General features: G+C 59.8%; 21 protein-coding genes and 1 tRNA gene. 5 read left to right on the top strand and 17 right to left on the bottom strand.

The window, feature by feature from the left end; all coding sequences use genetic code 11:
• Window positions 1-35 precede the first annotated feature (35 nt).
• Window positions 36-617, top strand: coding sequence for a phosphonate metabolism protein/1,5-bisphosphokinase (PRPP-forming) PhnN (phnN, locus tag JQ845_RS01110; protein WP_010655903.1), 582 nt, complete (start codon window positions 36-38; stop codon window positions 615-617).
• Window positions 618-658: 41 nt separating this feature from the next.
• Here the strand turns inward: phnN and JQ845_RS01105 are convergent, their stop codons facing one another.
• The 3 genes from JQ845_RS01105 to JQ845_RS01095 all read right to left on the bottom strand — a co-directional run bounded on the left by JQ845_RS01105 (window position 659) and on the right by JQ845_RS01095 (window position 3,437).
• The gene (locus JQ845_RS01105) at window positions 659-892 is read right to left on the bottom strand and encodes a hypothetical protein (RefSeq protein WP_003440910.1); all 234 of its coding nucleotides are present in this window, start codon (window positions 890-892) and stop codon (window positions 659-661) included.
• Window positions 893-1,116: 224 nt separating this feature from the next.
• On the bottom strand, window positions 1,117-1,845 hold the full coding sequence (locus tag JQ845_RS01100) for an aspartate/glutamate racemase family protein (RefSeq protein ID WP_003440913.1): 729 nt from the start codon (window positions 1,843-1,845) through the stop codon (window positions 1,117-1,119).
• A gap of 53 nt (window positions 1,846-1,898) precedes the next feature.
• A complete protein-coding gene (locus JQ845_RS01095) occupies window positions 1,899-3,437 on the bottom strand; it encodes an NCS1 family nucleobase:cation symporter-1 (RefSeq protein ID WP_203008009.1) in 1,539 nt (512 codons plus the stop codon).
• 663 nt (window positions 3,438-4,100) lie between these two features.
• On the opposite strand from JQ845_RS01095, the gene JQ845_RS01090 reads away from it, so the two are divergent.
• Window positions 4,101-4,177 (top strand) — tRNA-Arg (locus JQ845_RS01090).
• 308 nt (window positions 4,178-4,485) lie between these two features.
• Window positions 4,486-5,397, top strand: coding sequence for a bifunctional GNAT family N-acetyltransferase/nucleoside diphosphate kinase regulator (locus tag JQ845_RS01085; protein WP_003440918.1), 912 nt, complete (start codon window positions 4,486-4,488; stop codon window positions 5,395-5,397).
• A gap of 146 nt (window positions 5,398-5,543) precedes the next feature.
• On the opposite strand, the gene JQ845_RS01080 is transcribed toward JQ845_RS01085, so the two are convergent.
• From JQ845_RS01080 to JQ845_RS01040, 9 genes are all read right to left on the bottom strand, one after another.
• Window positions 5,544-7,040 (bottom strand): FAD/NAD(P)-binding protein, encoded by a 1,497-nt coding sequence (locus JQ845_RS01080; protein WP_203008006.1) that lies wholly within the window; start codon window positions 7,038-7,040, stop codon window positions 5,544-5,546.
• Window positions 7,041-7,693: 653 nt separating this feature from the next.
• Complete coding sequence (gene nhaA / locus JQ845_RS01075; RefSeq protein ID WP_202210957.1) at window positions 7,694-8,902, bottom strand: Na+/H+ antiporter NhaA; 1,209 nt, start codon at window positions 8,900-8,902, stop codon at window positions 7,694-7,696.
• A 184-nt stretch (window positions 8,903-9,086) separates the two neighbouring features.
• A complete protein-coding gene (locus JQ845_RS01070; protein ID WP_003440926.1) occupies window positions 9,087-10,268 on the bottom strand; it encodes a fumarylacetoacetate hydrolase family protein in 1,182 nt (393 codons plus the stop codon).
• A 238-nt stretch (window positions 10,269-10,506) separates the two neighbouring features.
• Window positions 10,507-12,291, bottom strand: coding sequence for an IlvD/Edd family dehydratase (locus JQ845_RS01065; protein ID WP_003440929.1), 1,785 nt, complete (start codon window positions 12,289-12,291; stop codon window positions 10,507-10,509).
• Between the two features lie 16 nt (window positions 12,292-12,307).
• The gene (locus JQ845_RS01060) at window positions 12,308-13,192 is read right to left on the bottom strand and encodes an NAD(P)-dependent oxidoreductase (protein WP_203008004.1); all 885 of its coding nucleotides are present in this window, start codon (window positions 13,190-13,192) and stop codon (window positions 12,308-12,310) included.
• Window positions 13,189-14,556: an MFS transporter gene (locus JQ845_RS01055; RefSeq protein WP_003440931.1), complete on the bottom strand. Its 1,368-nt coding sequence runs from the start codon at window positions 14,554-14,556 to the stop codon at window positions 13,189-13,191. The genes JQ845_RS01060 and JQ845_RS01055 overlap by 4 nt, the downstream gene beginning before the upstream one ends.
• A gap of 139 nt (window positions 14,557-14,695) precedes the next feature.
• Window positions 14,696-15,667 (bottom strand): D-erythronate dehydrogenase, encoded by a 972-nt coding sequence (gene denD / locus JQ845_RS01050; RefSeq protein ID WP_160628286.1) that lies wholly within the window; start codon window positions 15,665-15,667, stop codon window positions 14,696-14,698.
• 45 nt (window positions 15,668-15,712) lie between these two features.
• A complete protein-coding gene (locus JQ845_RS01045) occupies window positions 15,713-16,561 on the bottom strand; it encodes an ureidoglycolate lyase (protein ID WP_003440933.1) in 849 nt (282 codons plus the stop codon).
• A gap of 113 nt (window positions 16,562-16,674) precedes the next feature.
• The gene (locus JQ845_RS01040; RefSeq protein WP_003440944.1) at window positions 16,675-17,415 is read right to left on the bottom strand and encodes an SDR family oxidoreductase; all 741 of its coding nucleotides are present in this window, start codon (window positions 17,413-17,415) and stop codon (window positions 16,675-16,677) included.
• Between the two features lie 106 nt (window positions 17,416-17,521).
• Here JQ845_RS01040 and JQ845_RS01035 point away from each other — a divergent pair, with 106 nt between their 5' ends.
• Together JQ845_RS01035 and JQ845_RS01030 are read left to right on the top strand one after the other, a co-directional pair.
• Window positions 17,522-18,478 (top strand): LysR family transcriptional regulator, encoded by a 957-nt coding sequence (locus tag JQ845_RS01035; protein WP_003440947.1) that lies wholly within the window; start codon window positions 17,522-17,524, stop codon window positions 18,476-18,478.
• A gap of 116 nt (window positions 18,479-18,594) precedes the next feature.
• A complete protein-coding gene (locus JQ845_RS01030) occupies window positions 18,595-19,875 on the top strand; it encodes an MFS transporter (protein WP_203008002.1) in 1,281 nt (426 codons plus the stop codon).
• A 129-nt stretch (window positions 19,876-20,004) separates the two neighbouring features.
• Here JQ845_RS01030 and JQ845_RS01025 read toward each other — a convergent pair whose 3' ends face one another.
• The 5 genes from JQ845_RS01025 to JQ845_RS01005 form a co-directional block, all read right to left on the bottom strand.
• Window positions 20,005-21,312, bottom strand: coding sequence for an MFS transporter (locus JQ845_RS01025; RefSeq protein WP_203007999.1), 1,308 nt, complete (start codon window positions 21,310-21,312; stop codon window positions 20,005-20,007).
• 37 nt (window positions 21,313-21,349) lie between these two features.
• Window positions 21,350-22,576 carry an L-fucose:H+ symporter permease gene (gene fucP, locus JQ845_RS01020; RefSeq protein ID WP_003440956.1) on the bottom strand — a complete coding sequence of 409 codons (1,227 nt, stop codon included), beginning with the start codon at window positions 22,574-22,576 and terminating at the stop codon, window positions 21,350-21,352.
• Between the two features lie 595 nt (window positions 22,577-23,171).
• Entirely contained in the window at window positions 23,172-23,504 is a 333-nt protein-coding gene (locus JQ845_RS01015) for an L-rhamnose mutarotase (RefSeq protein ID WP_127196603.1), read from the bottom strand.
• Window positions 23,501-24,277 carry an L-fucose dehydrogenase gene (locus JQ845_RS01010; protein WP_203007996.1) on the bottom strand — a complete coding sequence of 259 codons (777 nt, stop codon included), beginning with the start codon at window positions 24,275-24,277 and terminating at the stop codon, window positions 23,501-23,503. The genes JQ845_RS01015 and JQ845_RS01010 overlap by 4 nt, the downstream gene beginning before the upstream one ends.
• Window positions 24,274-25,137: an amidohydrolase family protein gene (locus JQ845_RS01005; protein ID WP_203007993.1), complete on the bottom strand. Its 864-nt coding sequence runs from the start codon at window positions 25,135-25,137 to the stop codon at window positions 24,274-24,276. Before JQ845_RS01005 ends, JQ845_RS01010 begins: the two co-directional genes overlap by 4 nt.
• Window positions 25,138-25,157: the final 20 nt, after the last annotated feature.

The following is a 25,157-nucleotide window of genomic DNA, read 5'->3' as shown; positions in this document are numbered from 1 at the left end:
GTTTACGGGCAGTCAGGTTCCGGGAGATCCAAATCATGCCAGGCAAATTGATTTATTTGATGGGCCCTTCGGGCTCAGGCAAGGACAGCCTGATTGATGCAGCACGACCTTATCTGCCCGAGCGCGGCTGTGAGGTTATCCGGCGAGTGATTACCCGCTCCTGCGAGGCTGTGGGAGAGGATGCGCTGGGGGTTTCCCGGGAAGTCTTTCAGTCTCTCAAGGAGGAGGGCGCGTTTGCCATGCATTGGCAGGCCAATGGCCTTGAGTACGGGATTCCGGCTCAGATCGACGACTGGCTCGATAGCGGGCGCCATGTACTGGTCAACGGCTCCCGCGGCTACCTCAAAAACGCCCGTGAACGTTACCCGGATCTGCTGGCGATCATGGTTTGCGTCGATACCCGGGTGCTGCACCAGCGTTTGCTGGCGCGTGGCCGGGAAACACCGGCTGAAATCAGCGCCCGTCTGCAGCGCAACCAATTGTTTCTCGATACCACTGATGAGCTGCAGGCAGAGCAGGTGTCGCTACTGAATAACTCGGCCACGCTGTCCCGGGGCGTTCAAGGTTTGTTGGCGCTTATTGATGCGAGCGTGGCCCCTGCTGCCCACTCGGCGTAACTGCGAGTCGACGGCCTTGCCCGGGTTGTTCAGGCGCTGCTTTAAAAAAACCAGCGCTCGTCTTGAATATTTGCGCTGGCCACGGGGAGTTCAGCCGTCAATCGAGGTGCAACCTGATCGGTCTCTGTCATCACAGCCAGTTGTGGCATGGGGGTCAGCGGTTTGTTGTAAGTGACCAGCTCGGCAGTCTGTGGGGCGGTGGGGGCTGGTTGAAAGTGAAAAGCCACCAGGACGGCAAGCCCAAGGGCGTTCAACAGTAAAAGAGTGCTGTTCATGGCGGTCATCTCTGAGGGCATGGACTGATTACTGTTGATAGAGCACTCTTCGTGCCAACTTTTTTATAGGGTAAAACCCTTATAAAACAGCATCTTGAGTGGGTTTTTAAAGGGCGGATGATTGCAGATTGCAATGATGGCTTTTTGCTGTAGTGCAAATTGCACGACAGCTGCCGGCAGCACCCCGCCAGTCATGCAGTCATGGGCAAGTCAGCCGCCCGTAGCTATCGGCAGAACCGTGCCGCCCAGCCGGCAATCGCCTTGGGCCGGGGCGTTGCATAAGTGCGTACCTTGGACGTAGACAGCCCCAGGCGCACCAGTGATTCGGCAATGGTTACAGCAGCCGTCACGCCATCGATCACCGGCACTCCAGTAAGCTGGCGAATGCGTTCATCAAGCCCGGCCATCCCCCCGCAACCCAGGCAAATAACCTCGGCCTTGTCTTCGATAACTGCCAGTTCGGCCTGGCGAACAATGGCTTCCAACGCCTTGTGCGGTGACGCCTCAAGCTCCAGCACCGCCATGCCACTGGCCCGCACCGACGCACAACGATCCCAGAGCCCCGACAGCTTCAGGCGGTCCTCAATCAGCGGGACGGTGCGATCCAGGGTGGTGACCACCGAATAGGCCCGCCCCAAAAACATCGCCGTGCTCGCCGCCGCATCAGTGATATCCACCACTGGCACATCAAGCAGTTCCTGCAACCCCTCGCGGCCGTGCTCGCCGTACCCGGCCTGGATGACCGCATCGAAAGGCCGGTCATAGGCCATGACACAGTCCATTACCGCGATAGCCGCCAGATAACTCTCAAAATTGCCTTCCACCGACTCTGCGCCGAAAGCGGGGGTCAGGCCGATGATCTCGGTGCCGGGCGCTGCCACCGACTGCGCCTGGCGGGCAATGGCCTGGGTGATGCTGTCAGTGGTGTTGACATTAACCACGAGAATTCGCATGGGCTCTCCTTGAAGTGAGGGGGGGCGGTCTGCACCAGGCAGACCGTGACAGATCAATGGCTGGCATTCTCGACGGCAATCGATTCGCCACTGACCTGGGCGTAATAGGGTTGGCGCTTGGCGATGATCAGATAGAGCATCGCCGCGATACCTGCACAAATCAGCCAGGAAAACGGCGAAACGGTGTGGAAGCCCGGGACCAGGGCCAGCACGATGGCGATCAGTGCGGCAGGAACGAAGGCTGCGACCGCACGTAGATTGACGCCATTGGAGTAGTAGTAAGTGCCGCTGGGGTCTTCGCTGTACAGCGCCGGCACATCGACCTGACCTTTTCGTACCAGCCAGTAATCGACCATGATCACGCCATACAGCGGGCCGAGCAGGGCGCCGAGACCGGACAGGAAGTAAACGATCACCAGCGGGCTGTTATACAAATTCCACGGCAGGATCAGCACCGCAATGGTTGCACTGATCAGCCCGGCGCGGCGAAAGGTCAGGTATTTGGGTGCCAGATTGCTCAGTACAAATGCCGGAGCGACAAAGTTGGCCATGATATTCACGGCCACTGTAACGATCAGAAACGCCAGGCAGCCCAGCACCAGAAATAAAGTGTTGGGAATCGAAGCGATGATTTGCGTCGGGCTCTCAATGATTTTTCCATTGATCTGGAACTGCGCGCCGCACAACAGCACAGTGATACCGGCAAATACCAGAATGTTCACCGGCAAGCCCCAGAAATTCCCGACCTTGATCGTTTTGCAGCAGGGCGAAGAGCGGGAGAAATCGCTGAAATTAAGAATCATCGTGCCGTAGATCGCCAGCCACAGCGCGCCACCAGCAAACACGTTGCGCCACATTTCACCGGTGCTCAACGGCTCGCGGCTTGACCAGGCAATGGTGCCGTTGGCCTGAAAATACATCCAGCCGGCAAGACAGATCACCGTCAACAGAATCACCGGCCCGGCGAACGCCTCATAGCGCCGGACCATTTCCATGCCGTAGGCAAGAATCGCCAGCTGTACGAACCAGATGGCGACAAAACATAGCCAGCCCAGGCTCGACAGACCAAGAATCGAGTTGTGGTCATACTCGGCAAACCCCGGATGAACCGCGATCAGCAACACCCGCAGCACCACCGATGCCAGATAGGTCTGAATCCCGAACCAGGCGATAGCGATTACTGCGCGTATCAATGCCGGAATTTGCGCTCCATGAATGCCGAAACTTATACGGCTGATCACCGGAAAAGGCACCCCGGTGCGCTGCCCCATATAGCCCGACAGGTTCATGAAATTGAACACCAGGGCCGCGCCGATTCCGAGGGAGAGCAAGATTTCCCAACCGTTCAGGCCCAGTGCGTACAGGCCGATGGCGAATGAGTAATTGGCAATGTTGTGCACATCGTTGGTCCACAACGCAAAAATACTGTACCTGCCCCAACGCCGGCCTTCGGTTTTGGTGGGGGCAAGGTCGCTGTTGTGCAAGCGCGGACTGAGCGCCAGGGTTGACGACACGCTGTCAGGAGCGAGGGCGGGGGTTGAAACCGGGGAAGGTAAATCCAGAGCGATGGTAGGGGAGAGTCTTGAACGCATTCTGGCAAGCTCCTGATACCTGCAGCGTGATGACTGTTCATGAGCACGGGCTCGACAAATCTTCGTCACGGCTAGCGAGAATCACTGGTTATGAAAGTCCGCGGTATGCCTGCTTAATGCCGCAGGCCACGAAATAACGTGTACTTAGTTTTTGTCTGTTTTGTATACAAGTGACGTGTGGGTGTAAGCGATATTCATGCCAGCGAAAAATTGCGTGTGGCTATCAGCAGCGGAAGATTTCAAAGTTGCTATTTATCTGACTGAAAAATATGGATTTTATTTTTCAAGATTTCGAGCGGGAAGATCAGACGAGGGATAAAAGCATGGACGATTGGCGATGATGGCCATTTGCGGGGTTGTTACTTTTTGATGCAAAAAAGCAGTATTTGAATTTCTGGTGCACCGTTACGTGACATTTTGTATACGACTATTTGACCGTGCTCATGACCCTTTATCAGCAGCGGGGCGCCTGCAATTGATCGCCCCGGCGAGCCTGGGCAACGGCAACATATTCGGGGCAGGGCAGGACCTCTGTGGGTGCGAGACTTGTACGCGATGCTTGTGACAGTTAAAAAGCCAACGCACGACATGACAAATAAAGCCTTGCCCGTTACCATGCACGCCGTTGATCGCACCGCACACCGCGTGCAGTGCACATGATTTGTCTCAGTAGCTCAATTGGATAGAGCATCCCCCTCCTAAGGGGAAGGTTGCAGGTTCGAACCCCGCCTGGGACACCATACAATTCAAGACCTCCAGCTATTCTCGACTTACCGTGCAAACGACGGTGACAGCAAGGTGCCAGCTGCAGGCAAAAGAAAGCCCCGATCATATGTTGCTGATCGGGGCTTTTTTGTAGCCGGTGGTTAAGGGATTGTTACTGTTAGTCCTGAGTTTGGCCCCCGCCGGCAGAGCTGAACGGTGTCGAATGTCCTCCACCCTGTTCGGCATTACTCGCGTTATGTCTTAAGATAGCCGGTTGCCGAAAGAACCGTCATGGCCATAGCCATGAAGGGCTTTCATCCTTTTACAAATATGTGTGTTGAAGATGAACAAGCCTTTCGTTTCTCTGTGCCCTGAAATTACTCGGGCGCACGCGCTGACGCTGATGGATTGGTTGGAGGATGAGCGCGTTACCTGCTATCTGAGCGATTCGCGTCATGTCTCTCGCTCCATCGGGCAAGCTATCGATCGGACTCAATCGCCGATCCTGACCCATCTATTCAACCAGGGCGGCCGATTCTTCATGGCCTATGACCGGCATGACGCCCCGGTGGGCTTTGTCCGTCTAATCAAGACCGGGCCCAATTGCGAGATTGTCCTGGTCATCGGGGACAGTGACAAATGGGGCCGCAACCTTGGCGCCCGCACGATCCGCGAAGGCATGAAACTGGCCTTCCTCGATATGCGGGCCCAGAAGCTCATCGCCAAGATCCACCCTGACAACGGGCGCTCGCTGAAAGCCTTTGTGCGCAGCGGCTTTGTGCTCGAGAGCGAAACCCCGACATTGAAGTCATTTTCCATGACGGCGGGGCGCTATCGCCAGTTGTTGCGCGAAGGTGCCGTTGGCGACTCCACCAGGATCTACATCACTGAAATCGACAAGGCCAGACTGGAGAGTCTGATCGTGCTCGAGCAAGGCCCGGCCGTGGTTGAACTCGAGCATGAGCTTGAGCGAGCCATTGTCGTCAAGCCGCAGCAGGTGGCATGCAATGTCGTCACGATGAACTCCAGGGCCTTGCTGCAGCTGGACGACGAAGAGATCGAAGTGGCTCTGGTTTACCCTGAAGATGCGGACAGCAACGCAGGGAAGCATTCCGTCTATTCCGACATCGGCGCCGCCATTCTGGGTTATCAGGAGGGGGACGCCATCGACTGGCGAATTTCTGATCGCACCCGCCGGATCGAGATCAGGAAAGTGCTTTACCAGCCAGAGGCCGCGGGCCATTTCCACCTGTAATCGCGCCTTTTGCTCAGTCGTACCGCCGCCCTCGAAGTCGTGTGCGACTAGCAAAAAAAGGGCCTGTACAGGCCCTTTTTCAGGTGAATCGGTTTCACTTCATGGGCCATCCTTCGACGACTTGCGCAAACCTGTCTCTTTTGGCTTCAAGCAGCACTCCCGACCTGGGGCAGCCGGCGCATGCTCTCGATTATCCGGTTTGCCATCGGGGTGACCACCACAAGTGCATTCGGGTGCCACAGCCGGGGTCTGGCCGGCGCGCCCAGGAACCAGATGCTCTCGTGCTCACCGAAGCTTTCATGGGCCCCTGCCATGGTCGGCAAGACAGTAATCGGCTGTCTTTGGCTGCGATCGCCGCGCATGTCCAGCTCAATCTTGCCGTCATCGCCCATGACATATCTGGACTGGTGGTAGCCAGTAGCCGAGACAATGGCGTCAAAGCGGTGGTCGCCTGCGGCCCAGTTCACCCGCCATGGGTGAGGGCGACCCTGGGAGTAGCCGATACGGGTTACTTCGCCGCTCTGCACACACAGAACACCGTCCTCCAAGTACTTCAGCAGCTTGCGTGCGTTGGGGAGTGCCAGTGCGGATATGTATCGGTAAAGCAGCTGCTCGAAGGCGGGATGGAAGCAACCCTCGAAATAGAGGTCACCCTTGCTGTGCAGCCGGTTGATGGCATGCATGAAATCAACCACGTATTCCTGCCAGTGACTGGCACCGCTGCCGGCAATTTCCACCTCCTCCCTTAGCCTGTCGACAACGCTTGATGCACGGGAGAACTGCAGGCTCCAGTCCTTGCCCAGGTTCTGGCGAAGCACCCTGGAGAAATAGTTCAGGTATCTATAGCCCATGGCAGGGCTGCAGGTTTGCGCTTCGTGTTGCTCCGGCTTCATTACTGCTGCAATGGCCTCAACGTCGAATGCCATTTTTGGACTGCGCATGAAGCGGGCGCGCACAGAGGGGAACTCTCCTGACGGCGATAGCATGGTCACTTGATGTCCGTCGCGGCACAGAACGATTGCACTGTCGATGGCCGAGAGCTTGCTACCCATGATGAGCACCCGGGAATTCTCAGGAATCATGGCCAGCATGCTTGCTTCAGGGTAGGGGTTCTTGATGAAGCTCGAGTGGTTGAAAAAAGGCCGGGCAACTGCCGGTATGTGTGGCGGCCCAAACCCCGTACAGAACACCACATCGGTCGCCCTCAGTGAGGGGGCTGGTTTCATCTGCACGTCACAGAACTCAAGCTCGTAATGGCGATGGCCATGAACTTTCAATGCCTTGAACCTGCTGCAAACATACTGAACCCGTACTCCCTGCTCACGGGCAATGGCTGAGTACTGCAGAAACCGGCTGGCCAGATATCGGCCTACCAGAAACCGCGGGACAAAACTTTCGGCTGTAAAGGCGTAGCCCTCGCACCGCAGGTGCTCAAGAAAATCCAGCGGCATGTCGTGCAGCACCGACATGGTGTCGACCGAGGTATTACAGAGAATATCGTTGTCAGTATTTGAGAATGCTGCGCCCGGACCAATTGGCTGCGGATCGATCATGTAGATGCTTCGTGCCACTTGGGCTCTGACCGCAGCAATAAAAGTCGCGACGCCAGCAGCACCGGCGCCGACTATGGCGAGTGTATTCATGCAGAGGCTCTCCGAAAGGAGTAAGAACGTTGTCGCTGGCTACGAGCAGTGGCCAATCACGCAGGCGAAGCAGCATCGATCATTGCCCAATATCCCGGGCAGGGAATGATCTCGAAAATGCCATGCTGCTCCGTACATTGCTCGTTACACCGCGCAGGTCTCGATGATTGATACGTAAGCCCGTATCAATGATGCGCTTCAGTCGCAGAGCTGCGCTGGCCGACAACGGTTCAAACGCTTTCCTGGTCCTCTCCCTTGCGCCTGCGATATCCGCCACAGTAGCGCCATCCGGGAACTCAAGGTGTGACCCATCGTTTGATCGAGAAAATGGAGTGCGGCAGCTTGGTTTTTAAGTGCTAAAGGTGATTGCTCTTTGCGAGTCATGTTCAATCCTCTCCTGAGTATTTGAAAACTGCGATCCTGCAGTTTTTTGCGAAAGCTACTGCCCAACATCAGCCTGTTCGCGAGGAGCGGGAGTCTAGTAGTCAGCCGGATAATGGCAAGCACCTGCCAAAAACCCCGAACCAGCAGCAGTAATGCTCAACCAGTCGCGCACTAAAAAGCCCCGCTCAGGTTCGACCTGGCGGGGCTTTGGCGGGAGGGAGCGGGTTACCCCGCAGGTGCGCCCGTGATCGGACGCACCCCGGCACGGATCAGGCAGATGCCTTTTGACGGCCGGCCTTCATCAGTACCACGACGCCGAGGATGGCACACAGGATGGAGCCCATCAGCACGCCGACTTTCACTTCATCCACCAGATGCGGGGCCCCCGGGAATGCCAGGGCGCCAATGAACAGGCTCATGGTGAAGCCGATACCGCACAGCAGTGCCACGCCATAGAGCTGGATCCAGTTGCTACCCTCGGGCAGTTTTGCCAGGCCAAAGCGGATGGCCAGGGCGGCCAGGCCGAAGACGCCCAGTTGTTTACCCAGCAACAGACCCAGAGTGACCCCGAGCGGTACCGGGTCCAGCAGGTCACCTGGGGAAATGCCGGCCAGGGATACACCGGCATTGGCAAAGCCAAAGATGGGGACCACGGCGAAAGCGACCCACGGATGCAGCTTTTCTTCGAGGTGGAGCAGAGGGGATTGGTGTTTGTGTTCCGTGTTACCCAGCGGAATGCACAGGGCAAGGATGACCCCGGCCAGTGTCGCGTGGATGCCCGATTGCAGCATGAAGAACCAGAGCAGGGCGCCGGCTATCAGGTAAGGGGCGAGTCGGCGTACACCGCAGCGATTGAGCACCACCAGCACCGCAACCACAGCCACGGAGGCCAGCAACATGCTGATGGACAGGCCGCTGGTGTAGAACAGGGCGATGATCAGTACCGCCCCCAGGTCATCGAGAATCGCCAGCGCCGCCAGAAAGATCTTCAACGAAACGGGAACCCGCTTGCCCAGCAGTGACAGTACCCCCAGCGCAAACGCGATATCGGTTGCCGCGGGGATGGCCCAGCCGCCGATAGTTTGCGAGTTGCCCCAGTTGACGGCGATATAGATCAGGGCCGGGAGCAGCATGCCGCCCAGTGCGGCAAACCCCGGAAGCGCGCGCTGGCTCCAGCTGGATAACTGACCTGCGAGCATTTCACGCTTGATCTCAAGGCCCACCAGCAGGAAGAAGATCGCCATCAGGCCATCATTGATCCAGTGCTCGATGGAGAGTCCGGCGAGTTTGATTTGCAGGGTGGAGAAGTAGGCAGCAGCCCAGGGGGAGTTTGCCAGCAGCAGGGCTGCCAGGGCAGAGGCCATCAGGATCAAGCCGCCCGCAGATTCAGCGGCGAAAAAGCGCGTGATAAACGCGAGGGAGGAAGCAGACTTGCGGGTGTTTGCGGCTTTATCCAGACGCGAGGGTTCATGACTCATAGGTGCGGCGACTCCGCGATGGCGGCCCGACCTTCGCTAAATTAACCTGCCCTGCCGCGTTGTTGCGGTGGCACCCAGCGCCGGATATTACACGAAAAGGGTTGCGGCAGGTAACACCCGGGCCGTGATGGCGACGGCCCCGAGTGCATGGCGTGCATGCGCTCGGGGTGGCGACAGTCGTCCTTTACCCCAGCAAGCCCCGGCCCGCCAGATTCTTCATCAGCGCGGCCACGCCGAATGACCATTGCGGCGCCTGGTCGCTGCTGGTCACGCGGTTGTGCAGGGCGCCCAGCTTGCCGCTGGCAATGCTCACCACGTCGCCTTCCTTGTGGGTGAAACCCTGGCCCGGCTGGTCGCGGTCGTCGGTCGGGGCGAACAGGGTGCCGAGGAACAGCACGAATCCGTCCGGATACTGGTGATTTTCATTGAGGGTCTGTTGCGCCAGGTCGGCCGGGTCGCGGCTGATCTGGCCCATGGAGCTTTTGCCATTGAGCACGTAACCGTCCCGCCCTTCGACGCGCAAGGTCACTTCGCAGCGGCGTACATCGTCGAGGCTGAAATGTTCGTCAAACAGGCGAATGAACGGGCCGAGTGCGCAAGAGGCGTTGTTGTCCTTGGCCTTGCTCAGCAGCAATGCGCTGCGCCCTTCGAAGTCACGCAGGTTGACGTCATTACCCAGGGTTGCACCATGAATCTGCCCCCGGCTGTCGACGGCCAGCACCACTTCCGGTTCCGGGTTGTTCCAGCTGGACCCGGGGTGGACACCGATTGCGTTGCCGCTGCCCACGGCGGCCAGAATCGGTGCCTTGGTGAAGATTTCGGCGTCGGGCCCGATACCGACTTCCAGATACTGCGACCACATGTTTTGTTCAATCAATACCTGCTTCAGACGCATGGCCTCGGGCGATCCGGGGCGCAGGTCGCGCAGGTTGTCACCGATCACCTCTTGCACCAGGGCGCGTACCTGCTCGGCCCTCAGGGCATCGCCCCCGGCTTTTTCCTCGATCACCCGTTCGATCATGCTGGCGGCAAAGGTGACCCCTGCGGCCTTGATCACTTGCAGGTCAGCGGGGGCCAGCAGGCAGGGTCTGGCCGGGTCGCGCTGTTCGCCACTGTTGGCCAGCAGATCCTGGATCGTCCCCAGGGAGTGACCGCTGATTTCACGTACTGCCTGTAACGGATTCTGTGTATCCAGCAGCAGGCTCAGGGTCGGGAACTGTGCGCTGCAGTCAATGACTTCACCGTCACGAATCACCACCACCGCCGGACCGCCGCGTACACCCGGCAAGCACACACGCCCGACCAGCGTCGCGCGCTGCCAGTCCTCAGGCAGGGAATTTTCAATGCTCAATTGCAGCGGGTTCATAAGGTCATTCCTTGAATTCATGGTGTAGCCCATAACCCGTTCCACCTCTGTAGGAGCGAGCTTGCTCGCGAGCGCTTACAAGATCAAAAGATCAAAAGATCAAAAGATCAAAAGATCAAAAGATCAAAAGATCAAAAGATCAAAAGATCAAAAGATCAAAAGATCAAAAGATCAAAAGATCGCGAGGCAAGCTCGCTCCTACAGGGTTCAGGGTTCAGGGTTCCAGGGGGTTCATTGTTTAATGGGAGTGGCGCGGCGGGCCGTTTTCCGGGATCACGCGCCAGTACAGGGTGGCCGGCTCCAGGCAGCCGCCGGTAGACAACTGGCCAACCAGTTGGCGATAGAGCTCCTGCCACGGGGTTTGCGACGGCGCCAGTGGCGGCAGCGGTTCCTGGCGACGGGCGTCGAGTTCAACTTCGTCCACCAGCAAATTGACGCTGCGGGCATTGAGGTCGACCCGCAGCCGGTCGCCGGTACGCAGCAACGACAAGCCGCCGCCCACCGCCGATTCCGGGGACATGTTGAGAATCGATGGGCTGGCCGAAGTACCGCTCTGGCGACCGTCACCCAGGCATGGCAACGAATCGATGCCGGCCTTGATCAGCGCCGAAGGCGGGGCCATGTTGACCACCTCGCCACTGCCCGGGAAACCTACAGTACCGCAGCCGCGAATCACCAGAATGCAGCGCTCGTCGATGTCCAGCGACGGGTCGTTGATTCGCGCCTGATAGTCCTCCGGCCCCTCGAACACAATGGCCCGGGCTTCGAAGCTGTTGGGTTGCAACGGATCGCTGAGATAGGTGCTGCGAAAGGCTTCGCCCACCACCGACATTTTCATGATCGCGCTGTCGAAGAAGTTGCCGCTGAGCACGATGAAACCGGCGCGATGCATCAGCGGGTCTTCGTACGAACGGATCACGTCGCGGTCGCCGGTGACGGCGTCGGCCACGATCTCGCCCATGCTGCGGCCACTCACCGAACGGCAGTCGCGGTGCAGGCGACCCACCTTGTCCAGTTCATGCATCACCGCCGGCACGCCGCCCGCACGGTGGAAACCTTCACCCAGGTATTCACCGGCCGGCATGCAGTTCACCAGCAAAGGTACGTCTTCGCCGACCCGTTGCCAGTCTTCCAGCGACAGGTCGATGCCGCTGTGGCGGGCAATCGCAATCAGGTGCGGCGGGCAGTTGGTGGAGGCCCCCAGTGCCGAGGCCACGGCAATGGCGTTCTCGAATGCGGCGTGGGTCATGATGTGCGAGGGGCGAACATCTTCACGCACCAGATCGACGATACGCATGCCGGTGGCATAGGCCATTTGCCCGCGCTCGCGATAAGGCGCCGGAATGCTCGCGCAGCCCGGCAAAGACATGCCCAGGGCTTCGGCCAGGGCGTTCATCGACAGGGCGGTGCCCATGGTGTTGCAGTGGCCGACCGAGGGTGATGACGCCGTGGTCAGGGTCATAAACCCTTCGTAATCGATCTCTCCGGCGCTGAGCAGATTGCGCGCATGCCAGAGCACAGTGCCCGAACCGATGCGCTGGCCTTTGTGCCAGCCGTCGAGCATCGGCCCGCCGGACAGCACGATGGACGGCAGGTCGGTGGTCGCCGCCGCCATCAGGCAGGCCGGGGTGGTCTTGTCGCAGCCGGTGGTCAGTACCACACCATCCAGCGGGTAACCGTGCAGCACTTCCACCAGGCCCAGATACGCCAGGTTGCGATCCAGAGCGGCAGTCGGCCGGCGGGACTGCTCGGCAATCGGGTGCACCGGAAACTCCATCGGAATGCCGCCCGCATCGCGGATGCCATCCTTGACCCGTTTGGCCAGTTCGATGTGATGCCGGTTGCAGGGCGTCAGGTCGCTGCCGGTCTGGGCGATCCCGATGATCGGCCGCCCCGATTGCAGTTCGGCGCGGGTCAGGCCCTGGTTCATGTAACGCTCTACGTACAGCGCAGTGAGATCGGCATGGCTGGGATCGTCGAACCACAGCTGACTGCGCAGGCGGCGAGGGGTTGATTCGGTCATGACAGGCTCCAGCAGATTATTCAGGCAATTGATTGTGGCGGCGTAACTGGCGGATCAGCCCGGCGTGGTCGAGTTCACCGTCACCGGCTTCGATCATGGCCTGGAACAGGCCATCCACCAGGCTGCCCACCGGCAGGCTCAGGCCCAGCTTTTGGGCCTGGGCGAGGGCAGTGCGGGTGTCCTTGAGTTGCCATTTGGCCGGGCCACCGGGAGTGAAGTCGTTGTCGAGCATGCGCTGGCCGTGCTGGCGCCAGATCGGCGAATCGACAAAGCCTCCCAGCAGCGCTTCGTGAACCTTGGCCGGGTCGGCACCGCCGCGTTCGGCCAGCAGCAGGCCTTCAGCGACGGTGGCGATGGTGCTGGCGACAATCAGCTGATTGACCAGTTTTGACAATTCGCCGGTTCCGGCCGGGCCTACGTGGACCGGACGGCCCATGGCCGCCAGCACCTGGCGCCCCTGTTCAAAGGCCGCCACTTCACCGCCGACCATGATCGCCAGGCTGGCTTCACGCGCCCCGCGCTCACCGCCCGACACCGGCGCGTCGAGGTAGTGCAGCCCCAGGGCAGCACACTGGCGGGCCTGCTCCACGGCGCTGTCCACCGCAATTGAACTCATCACAATGACCAGCGCCCCGGGGGCCAGAACCCGTGCAGCGCCGCCTTCGCCGAACAGCACCTCATCACAGGTCGGGCCATCGCTGAGCATGCAAACCAGCACCTGGGCGCCTTTGGCCGCCAGAGCCGGGGTCGGCAGTACCTCGGCGCCATGGGCAGCCAGTTCCTGGGCTTTGGCCGGCGAGCGGTTCCAGGCCCGTACCGGATATCCGGCCTGTAACAGGTTGCGGGCCATGGGTTTGCCCATGATCCCGGTGCCGATAAACCCTACGGTCGCCAGACTCATGCTTTACCTCCTGCGGCTGCGGGGATGGCGCTGCCAATCTGCGACACCTTGTTGCGCGGCATCAGCACCATGCCCAGACCACCGGCGCCCACCAGTGCGGCGATCACCAGGAAACCCGGGGTATAGCTGCCGGTTACGGTGAACAGGTAGCCGGTCAGGTACGGGCCGACAAAACCGCTGAGGTTACCGATGGAGTTGATCAGGCCAATCCCTGCGGCGGCTCCGACCCCGGTAAGCACTTGCCCCGGCACTGCCCAGAACACGTTGATGGCGCTGTACACACCCATGGCCAGCAGGATGAAACCGATGACGATGATCCACGGCTGGTTGAGCCACAGCGCGACCGCGATGGACACGGCGGCCAGCATGGCGGCACCGCCGGCATGCCAGTGGCGTTCTTGCAGACGGTCCGAACGACGGCTCCACCAGATCATCGCGACGGCGGCGACGGCGTAAGGAATGGCGGTGATCAGACCGTTCTGCATCAGGCCGATCTCCAGCCCGAACGAGCCGCGGAACGATGCCAGCACCGTGGGCATAAAGAAGTTCATCGCGTTGGAGCCCGAGGTGATGCCGAAATACACCAGCGCCAGCAGCCAGACCTGACGGCTGCTCAGTGCCTTGAGGATCATCTGGCCTTTGGTTGGTTGCAGGCCCACCACCAGCGGTTTGTTGCGTTCTTCCTGTTCCAGGGTGCTGATCAGCCAGTTGCGCTGCTTGTCGGTCAGCCAGTGGGCATCGGCCGGGTGGTCAGTGAGGTAGAAATAGCAGACCACACCGAGAATCACCGCGGGTACGGCCTCGACGATGTACATCAGGCGCCAGCCGACGAAGCCCCAGGCATCGCCCAGCTCCATCAGACCCACCGACAACGGGGCACCAATGATTTGCGCGATGGGTACGCCCAGGTAAAAAGTGGCGATCATGCGGGCGCGGTAACGGCTCGGGAACCACAGCGACAGCAGATAAATCACTCCCGGGAAGAACCCGGCTTCGGCGATACCCAGCAATACGCGCAGGGAGATGAAGTGCACCGGCGTCTGCAGGAAGCCCATGGCCCCGGCGATGATGCCCCAGGTCACCATGATCCTGGCGATCCAGACCCGGGCGCCGTAGCGGTGCAGCAGAATGTTGCTCGGCACTTCGAACATGAAGTAACCGAGGAAGAAAATCCCGGCGCCCAGGCCATAAATGGTCTGGCTGATACCGATGTCTTCGTTCATCCGCAGGGCGGCGAAACCGACGTTGTTGCGGTCCAGAAAGGCGACCACAAACAGCAGGATCAGAAAGGGGATCATGCGTTTGGTAACGCGTTTGATCGTCTGTTGTTCGATGTCCGAGACATCGGTGAGTGGAGTGGTCATATCGCACGGCCTCAGTTTTTTATTGTTGTGAGTAACGTGAACCTGTTGTGCAGTGTTCTGTAGGAGCGAGCTTGCTCGCGAGCTCTTCAAGATCTAAAGATCGCGAGCAAGCTCGCTCCTACAGGTTATAGGCGAGGTCTCAAACGGCAGTGTCTTCAATATGCGCGCGCACGATGGCGTCGAAATCGGCGTCGGCAGTGAAGCCCAGGGCGCGGGCGCGGGGCGCCTCGACCTTGCTCGGCCAGCTCTCGACGATGCGCTGGATGGTCGCGTCCGGTTCCCAGCGAATCAATTTGGTCACTTGCTCACCCGCGACCCGTTGCAGCGCCGAGACCATGTCGTGAACGGTGGTGGTCACACCCGGCAGCGGGATGATCCGTTGATTGCCCAGGGTCTCTGGCGACAGGGTCATGCCCAGCAGCATTGACTCGATAATCCGCCGTGGCGAGGTCAGGTAGACCTGGGTGTCCGGGCGTACCGGGCAGACCGCAGGCAGGCCCACCAGCGGCTCGCGGATAATCGAGCTGAAGAACGTCGATGCCGCCTTGTTCGGTTTGCCGGGGCGTACTGCAACCGTTGGCAGACGCAGCACGCGGCCATCGACAAAGCCCTTGCGGGCATAGTCGGCCACCAGCAGTTCGCCCACGGCTTTTTGCATGCCGTAGGACGATTGCGGGGTGAGTACCGTGTTGTCGTCGACCACGTCGGGCAGCTCGCCACCGAATACGGCGAAGCCGCTGGCATACACAAAACGCGGGGCGTTGCCCTGTTTGCGCAGGGTTTCGAGTAACAGCATCAGGCCGTGCAGGTTGACCTGCATGCCCAGGTCGAAGTCGGCCTCGGCAGCCGAACTGACCACCGCTGCCAAATGCCACACCAGGTCCACGCCGTCGGTGACCCGGGCAATCACTTCGGGGTCGGCTACATCGCCGGTCACCAGTTCGATACGCGGGTCGAGGGGGAGGTCTTCACCGGCAAAGGTGTCGAACAGCACGATGCGCTCGATCGCGCGGGGGGCCTGGCCTTCAAGCGTCAGGCTGTTGAGGTCGAGCAGGCGTTGGGCCAGTTGTTTGCCGATGAAGCCGGTACCGCCAGTGATCAGAATCCGCATGTGTTGCTCCTGTTTCTTATGATTATTTTCAAGGCCTGCTGTGGGTCAGTCAGCCTGTACCGTGCGCTGGCGTTGCTCGCCAAGACCGCTGATGCCCAGGCGTATTTCCTGCCCGGGACGCAGATACACCGGTGCCGGTTTTACCCCCAGGCCCACGCCCGGCGGAGTGCCGGTGGAGATGACATCCCCCGGTTGCAGCGACATGCAGCGGCTCAGGTAAGCAATCAGGGCCGGGATCTGGAACACCATGGTGCGGGTATTGCCGTTCTGGTAGCGCTGTCCGTCGACCTCAAGCCACAGGTCAAGCTGGTGCGGGTCGCTGATTTCGTCGCGGGTGACCAGCCACGGGCCGAGGGGGCCGAAAGTGTCAAAGCCCTTGCCCTTGTCCCAGGTGCCGCCACGTTCCAGTTGCCACTCGCGTTCGGAGACATCGTTGATCACACAAAACCCGGCCACGTGGTCCATGGCATTGTGTTCATCGATATTGCGTCCGCCTTTGCCGATCACCACGCCAAGCTCCACTTCCCAGTCGGTCTTGGTCGAGTCGCGGGGGATCTCGACGTTGTCGTTGGGGCCGCAGATGGCGCTGGTCCATTTACTGAACACCACCGGTTCCGATGGCACGTCCAGGCCCGACTCGGCGGCATGATCGGCATAATTGAGGCCGATGCAGATGAACTTGCCGACCTGTCCGACGCAGGCGCCAATGCGTGGCGAACCGCTGACCAGCGGCAGGCTGCAAGGGTCGATTTTGCCCAGGGCGGCCAGGCTTGCGGCATCCAGTGCCTGGCCGGCTACATCGGCGATGTGTGCCGACAAATCTCGAATCTTGCCCTGGGCATCCAGCAGCCCCGGTTTTTCCTGACCTTTCTCGCCGTAGCGCAGCAGTTTCATAAAAACTCCTTCATCCAATAAGAAAAACGGTGCCTGCAGGAGCGGGCTTGTTCGCGAGCGTTTTCAAGCCAGAGCTCGCGAGCAAGCCCGCTCCTACAGAGGATTTATGCATTTCAGTTACTCATCCCGCCATCAATCACCTGGGTGGTGCCGGTGGTGTAGGCGCTGGCGTCGCTGGCCAGATACAAGGCCAGGCGGGCGACTTCTTCGGCGGTGCCGATGCGGCCCATGGGCTGGCGGTCGACGAATGCCTGATACACCTCGGCTTGCGTACGGCCCTGTTCCAGCGCCTGTTGGGCAATGCGCTGGCGCAAGGACGGCGAGTCCACCGTGCCGGGGCAAATGGCATTGCAACGGATACCCTGGCGCACGTAGTCCGCGGCCACCGATTTGGTCAGGCCGATCACTGCGGCCTTGCTTGCGGTGTAAGCAAAGCGGTTGGGTACGCCTTTTACGCTGGAAGCCACCGAGGCCATGTTGATAATGCTGCCACCGCCCGCGGCCAGCATGCCGGGCAGGAAGGCGCTGATCATGCGGTACATGGCCGTGACATTGAGATCGAAGGAGAACTGCCAGGCCTGTTCGTCGCAGTCCAGCAGTGCGCCGCTATGAACGTAACCGGCGCAGTTGAACAGCACGTCCACCGCTCCGACCTGCTGGCAGACGGCAGCGATGGCCGCAGGTTGCGTCACGTCCAGTTGCAGCACGCGGATCCCGGGAATGTCCTGCAGTGCCTGAATGTGCAGGTCGGTGGCAATGACCTCGGCGCCTGCATCGCGGAACGCGAGCACCGATGCCAGTCCGATTCCCTGAGCCGCAGCGGTGATCACTACGCGTTTATTGGCAAGGTTCATGGGCGGTTTCCATTGTTTTTATTAAGCGCGACCGGTTCACCCTAATATTGCTTCTCGATAATCGCCAATGAGATATTCTTAAGTCTCAATAACCGGAGGTTATCGGATGGCTGATGTCGGATTTAATCAACTGTGCAACTGGCTGCGCTATCGCCATTTGGTGCTTATAGACACCCTGGCGCGCACGCAAAACATGCATGCCACCGCCCATGAAATGAACATCAGCCAGCCCGCGGTGAGCAAGATGTTGCGGGAGATCGAGCACCAGCTGGACTTTGAAGTGTTTGCGCGCTTGCCACGCAGCATGTCGCTGACCGATCTGGGCAGTCATGTGGCCCGGTTTGCCCAGATCGCATTGAATGACACCGGGCAGTTTGTCGGGCAGATCAATCATTTGCGCCAGGGCGGCCATGGCCTGCTGAAAGTCGGCACCATCTACGCCGCCACGGCTTTGGCCGTTCCGGCGGCCATTGTGCGGGTCAAACAAGACTGGCCGCTGCTCACCTTGCAGGTGCTCGAGGGCACCAGCGCCAACATGCTGGCCATGCTCGAACACAAGGAGCTGGACGTGGTGGTGGCCCGCTTTACCCTCGACCGTCATCGCGAACTGTTTGATTTTCAGGCCCTGGCGCCGGAGCCGCTGTGCCTGGTCACGGGCAGCCAGCACCCGCTGGCCGGGGCCAGCGAAGTACCGCTGGCTGATCTGGGCAGTTGGCCGTGGGTGATTTACCCCACGGGCACGCCGATGCGCATGCGGGTGGAGCAGGCCTTTGTCGAAGCGGGCATGCAGACCCCGGAAAACACGGTAGAAACCGTGTCGCTGCAAACGACCATGCAACTGCTGCAAACCACCCCGACGGTGGCGATGCTGGCAGAGTCGATGGTGGAGCCGGAAATCCGCGCCGGGCGCTTGACCCGCCTGGCGCTGCCGTTTCCGCTGGTGCTGGCCGATTACGGGGTCATTACCCGGCGCAACGAAGTAGCGCAATGGTCCGCGAAAGCCTTTATCGATGCACTTTTGAGTGGCCCGGATGCTCTGCGCGGTCCCCCCCAGACGCCTTGATAACTCGAGGTTATTAGTCGATCGAATCATGTGATTGGGCAGTAACCGGGACGCCAACTACAGTGAGCAACGCTCCACCTGTCGGGCAGGAGCGCAACCGCTCACGAGAGGCGTGCATGAAAACAATAAAAACCTACAAAAACCTGACGATCTTTTTCCTGTTCCTGATTGGCGTGGTCAACTACCTGGACCGCAGCGCCTTGTCCATTGCCAACACCACCATCCAGCACGACCTGGCCATCAGCCCCATGCAGATGGGGGTAATGCTCTCGGCCTTTTCCGTGGCCTACGCCTTCTCGCAGTTACCCCTTGGCGCCTTGATCGACAAACTCGGCAGCAAACTGGCGCTGGGTGGATCCCTGGTGGTGTGGTCGGTGGCGCAGGCGGCATTCGGCCTGTTCAGCAGCTACGGGCATCTGGTGGGGCTAAGGGTATTACTGGGGATTGGCGAAGCCCCGGTGTTTCCTTCGGCGGCCAAGGCCTTGTCCGAATGGTTCGACACCCAGGAACGTGGCACGGCCACCGGCTGGGTCTGGTCATCGACCTGCATCGGGCCATGCCTGGCGCCACCATTGCTGACCGTATTCATGGTTCATCTGGGCTGGCGCGGGATGTTCATCCTCACCGGAGTCATGGGGCTGTTGCTGGCGGTGTGCTGGTTCAAGTTCTACAAAAGCAAGGCCCAGTACATGGCTGAGACGGGCCGCGCCGAGCCGGTGGCGGTGCAACAGAAAAAAGCGCCGAAGGTGGCCTGGACCTCACTGTTCAGAGACCGCAACACCTGGGGTGCGTTTCTCGGATTCATGGGCGTGATCTACATGATCTGGCTCAACCTCACCTGGTTGCCCGGTTACTTTGAGCGCGAACACGGCCTGGACCTGTATCGCACGGCGTGGGTGGTATCCCTGGCCTATCTGTTCGGCGCGCTGGGCACCATTGTGGCCGGCAAGTGCTGCGACCGTCTGGTGGCGCGCGGCATGCGGGTGCTGGCCAGCCGCAAATTGATGGTCATCGTTGGCTTGCTCGGCGGGGCGCTGTTCACCCTGATCGTCGCCTTCACCACCAACGTTGTGGCCTGTGTGGTGCTGCTGTGCCTGACCATGTTCTTCATTAACATCTCCAGCGCCACGGCGTGGATGATCGTCAACACCATCGTGCCCTCGGAGCGGGTGGCGTCGTTCGGCTCGATCCAGAATTTCGGTGGTTATCTGGCGGGCTCCGTGGCGCCGATCCTGACCGGCTTCAGCGTGCAGCAGAGCGGCTCTTTTTCCACGGCGTTCGTGATCAGCGCGGTGGTGGCGGTGTGTTCAGCGTTTGCCTACTTCGCGCTGCTCAAAGAGCCGGGTTTACCCGTAGAACCGCGACTCAAGCCTGATGGCGCACCGGCAGCGGCCTGAAAGCGAACTTCTGCAGGAGCGAGCTTCTTGTCGGAACGAGCTTCTTGTAGGAGCGAGCTTGCTCGCGAGCTCTTCAAGGGCTCGCGAGCAAGCTCGCTCCTACAGGGGGGCAGGGGGGTGGGTGGGTTTTTAACCCGGTGACTGCACCGTCTGCGCGCCGTCGGCCTGCTTGCCCGCCCTTGCCGAGCGCATCAGCATCAAGGCTCCCAGCAACGCCATAGCGGCCAGGAAGTACATGCCCGCATGGGGGTTGTTGAAGTGTTGCTCAGCCCAGGTCTTGACCGTTGGCGCGAGGAAGCCGCCGAGGTTGCCCAAGGCCCCGATCACCGCAATCCCGCTGGCCGCTGCCGCCCCCCCCAGAAAACGGGTTGGCAAGGTCCAGAACAACGGTTGCACCGTGATAAATCCGGCTGCCGCGACACAGAACGCCAGAATTACCAGTGGCAAGCTGCCGCTCAAGGTCGAGCCGACCATGCCCACCGCTGCCAGTGCCAGCATGATTGCCGCGAAGCGGGTTTGCTGGCCTTTGCGGTCGGCATGCCGGGTCACGGCATACAGCATGATCACTGTGGCGATCCACGGGATCGACGTCAGCAGGCCTACCTTCAGGCCAATGCCGGTGCCCAGCAGCTCGGCAATCCGGGTCGGTAGATAAAACAGCACGCCATACACGCTGACCTGAATCGTGAAGTAGATCAGGGTGAAGTACAGCACCTTGGGGTTGATCAGCGCGGCGCGCCATGAAGACGGGCCTTTGTTGGCTTTGAGCAGTTGCTCTTTGTCCAGCTCGTGTTCGATGGCAGCCTTTTCATCGTTGCTCAACCATTTGGCGTCCCGGGGTTTGTCGGTCAGGTAAAAGAACGCAAACACGCCGATGACCGAGGCCGCGAGGCCTTCGGTGAGAAACATCCATTGCCAGCCGGTGAGGCCGAACTGCGCGGACTCCAGCAGCCAGCCCGACACCGGGCCGCCCACCATCAGCGACACCGGCACCCCGAAGTAGTAAATGCCATAGGCCGAACCGCGCTGGTTCTGCGGGAACCAGTAGGTCAGGTACAGCACCACCCCCGGCGACAGGCCGGCTTCGGCCACCCCCAGCAGAAAGCGCAGAATGTAGAAGCTGGTTTCGTCGTGGGCAAACATCATCGCCGCCGACACCAGGCCCCAGGTGACCATGATCCGGCTCAGCCAGATACGCGCGCCGACCTTGTGCAGCATCAGGTTGCTGGGTACTTCAAACACCGCATAGCCGATGAAGAAAATACCTGCGCCCAGCGCAAATGCGGCGTTGCTCAGGCCGGTGTCTGCCTGCAAGGCGTGTTTGGCAAAGCCGATGTTGGAGCGGTCGATGATTGCCATGGCAAACATCAGTGCGACAAAGGGCAGGATGCGCCAGCGGATTTTGCTGAGTGCTTGTTGCAATACGGGGTTGGACATGAAGTGCTCCGTTTGTTTTTTTTATGGAGTACAGCAATCAGATTTTTTTCAGGGCCGCACGGGCATAAGCCGCGACGATCACAAAACAGCCCATCGGCAACAGATAAGCCACGGCAGTGGACGAGTGGTCGGCCACCAGCCCCATCACGTAGGGCAGCAACGCACCGCCGACAATAGCCATGATCATGAACGAGCTGCCGCGCTTGGTATGCGCGCCCAGATTCTTCACGCCCATGGCGAACAGGGTCGGAAACATGATCGACATAAAGAAGAACATCGCCACCAGTGCCACCACCGAAACGCCTTCAAACCCCAGCACAACCACCATGCAGAGTGCGACGTTGATCAGCGCGTAAATCAGCAGCATAAGCTGGGCATTGACCCGGCCCATCAGCCAGGTGCTGAAGAAACGGCCGAACATAAAACTGAGCATGGCCACCGACAGCAAATACGCGGCTTGCTGGCTGCTCATCTGCGCCCAGTGTTCGGTCACGTAGTTGATGAAGAACGCGCCGACGCCGACCTGCGCGCCGACATAAAAGAACTGGGTGATGACCCCGGTGACGAACTCGCGGTGCTGCCACAGGGTTTTGGGGTTGTGCTGCTGAACCTCGGCTTCCTGCTCGCGCAAGTCGGGCAGCGGGGTACGGGCAATCAGCACAGCGACCAGTAACACCATCGCGGCAATGACCAGATAGGTCATTTGCAGCGATTGCGTGGTGTCGGCGCTGTTGGCGCCGCTGAAGAACAGTGCACCGCCGATCAATGGACCGAAAAACTGCCCCAGGCCATTGAACGATTGCGCCAGATTCAAACGTCGCTCAGCGCCCGCAGGTGAACCCAATACCGTGGCATAGGGGTTGGCGGCGGTTTCCAGGCAGCCCAGGCCGCAGGCAATCACAAACAGGGCGAACAAAAAGAACTGAAAGCTCTGCGCGGCGGCGGCCGGCATGAACAGCAGGGCGCCTGTGGCGTAGAGACACAGACCGAGGAGGATGCCCGCCTTGTAGCCGTACTTGTCCATCAGCAAACCGGCGGGCAGGGCGATCAGAAAATACGCCCCGAAGTACGCGCTTTGCAGCAAGCCCGATTGCGCCTTGCTGACGTGCAGGGTTTCCTGAAAGTGTTTGTTCAGCACGTCCAGCAGGCCATAGGACAGGCCCCATAGAAAGAACAGGCAGGTCACCAGAATCAGTGCCCAGCGATAGGACGTAACCCCACGGACAATGGGCGGTGCTGCGACGTTCGAGTGCTTGAATGACATGGCGCATCTCCTTGTTATTGTTGTTAGAGCGGTGTATCTGCCGGCATGAATCACCGAATCACCTGTAGGCGCGAGCTTGTCTCGCGATCTTTTGATCTTGAAAGCTCGCGAGGCAAGCTCGCTCCTACAGGGTTATGTGAGGCTGAAAATTCGGGTCATTGGTGCCTACTTCTCTGTCTGTTGTTTTTAGAGCGTTGTATTTGCCGGCATGAATCACCGAATCATCTGTAGGAGCGAGCTTGTCTCGCGATCTCTTGATCTTGAAAGCTCGCGAGGCAAGCTCGCTCCTACAGGGTTATGTGAGGCTGAAAATCCGGGTCATTGGTGCCTACTTCTCTGTCTGTTGTTTTTAGAGCGGTGTATCTGCCGGCATGAATCACCGAATCACCTGTAGGAGCGAGCTTGTCTCGCGATCTTTTGATCTTGAAAGCTCGCTCCTACAGGGTTATGTGAGGCTGAAGATTCGGGTCATTGGTGCCTACTTCTCTGTCTGTTGTTTTTAGAGCGTTGTATCTGCCGGCACGAATCATCGAATCATCTGTAGGAGCGAGCTTGTCTCGCGATCTTTTGATCTTGAAAGCTCGCTCCTACAGGGTTATGTGAGGCTGAAGATTCGGGTCATTGGTGCCCATTTCTCTGTCGGTGGTGTCCAGGGCGTAGGTTGCTGAAAGCGCCACATCAGTGCTTCCCATTGCTGCACGTCGGGGTCGCTGGCAGCGGCCTGTGCAAACGCGTCGCTACTGAACTGCGGGCCGGTGTCCATGACCATGAACAGCCGTGTACCCAGGCGCCAGATCTGCATGTCCAGTACGCCATGGCGGTGCAGGTGGGCGCTGATCTGTGGCCAGATCCGTTGATGCAAGCGCTCGTATTCGGCAATCAGCGCCGGGTCGTCGATCAGGTCCAGGGCCAGGCATTGGCGGTTCATGTCAGCGCCCGGTCGAGGTGGGTGTAGCCGCCATCCACCACCAGCCATTGGCCAGTGGTGTGGGAGGCGCGTGGCGACAACAGAAACAGCACGCTGTCGGCGATTTCTTCGCTGGTGGTCATGCGTTGGCCGAAGGGGATCTTTTCGACGATGCTCGCCAGCTTGGCCTCGGAGTCGGCAAAGCTGCTGATCCAGCGCTCGTAGAGCGGGGTCATGACTTCGGCCGGGATCACGGCGTTGACCCGTATGCCATCAGCCAGTAAAGAGGTGGCCCATTCCCGGGTCAGCGACAGTTGCGCACCTTTGGCCGCGGTGTAGCCGCTGGTGCCGCCTTGCCCGGTGAGGGCGGTCTTGGAACTGATATTGACGATGGAACCGCGGGTGGCCCGCAGCGCGTCAACGCACAGGTGGGTCATCAGGTAGTAGTGGAACAGGTTTTTTTCCAGGGATTCGACGAACGCCGAACGCCCGGCTTCAAGCCCCACGCTATCGTTGACCCCGGCGTTATTGACCAGTCCGTCAATGCGCCCGAAACGCTGCAACACGCTGGCGACGGCGGTGCGGCAGGCGTCTTCATCGCGCAATTCGACCTGGATGAACAGACTTTGCGCGCCACGCTGATCCAGTTGCCGCGCCAGTTCATCGGACAGCGGGCTGTGGCCGAAAATCACCGGGATCGCACCTTCGTCAGCCAGGCCCAAAGAGATGGCTGCACCGATGCCCGAGCCACCGCCGGTAACGATAAAAACCTTGTCCTGCAGATAAAGATTCATTGCTTCACTCCTTCAATCCCGTAAATGGCGCAGGCATTGCCACCCCAAATCGCTGCTTGCTGCGGCGCACTCAAACCCTGCAGCGCGCTGTCGACCAGGCTGCAGGTATCGGCGTATTGGCTGGCCAGCAGGCACACCGGCCAGTCCGAGCCAAACATCAGGCGCTCGGGGCCGAACAGCTGCAGTGCGGTGTCCAGATAAGGCGTCAGTTGTGCGCTGTTCCAGTGTTGCCAATGGGCTTCGGTGATCAACCCCGACAGTTTGCAACTGACATGGGGCAGGGCGGCCAAGGGGGCGAGTTGCCGGGCCCAGGTTGGTAAATCGTTGGCCTGTACATCGGGTTTGCCCAAGTGATCGAGCACCATGGCGTGCTGGTCGTGCTGTTGGCACAAAGCGGTTGCAGCGGGTAAATCCGCAGCCTTGATCAGCACTTCATAGACCAGCCCCCGGCGTTGCAAGGTGTTCAACCCCCGGTTAAACGCCGGGTTTTGCATGAAGTCGGCCGGCGCCGGTTCGTCTTGCAACTGATGACGAAAGCCTCGCAAGGCCGGCGCTTGCGCCCAGCGTTCCAGCGACTGTTCAAGGTCGGCGGCGCACAGGTCGACCCAGCCCACCACGGCGTGAATCCACGGGTAGCGTTCAGCCAGTGCCAGTAACTGATCGGTCTCTGTTTCGCAGGCCCGGGCTTGCACGGCAATGCAGCCGTCGAGCCCGGCTGCGTCCAGCAACGGGCGCAGATCAGCGGGCTGAAAATCCCGGCGCAAACTGCTCATGTCACGGCCGATCCAGGGATAGGCCGCGGCGTCATAGCGCCAGAAGTGCTGGTGTGCATCGAGCCGTAGTGAGGGTGAGGACGACATTGTTATTGTGCTCCGTCCGT

Source organism: Pseudomonas paraversuta (assembly GCF_904063065.1).
Classification (GTDB): Bacteria; Pseudomonadota; Gammaproteobacteria; order Pseudomonadales; family Pseudomonadaceae; genus Aquipseudomonas; species Aquipseudomonas paraversuta.
The sequence above is the reverse complement of the archived record's forward strand: the minus strand, read 5'-3'. Positions and strand labels throughout refer to the sequence as shown.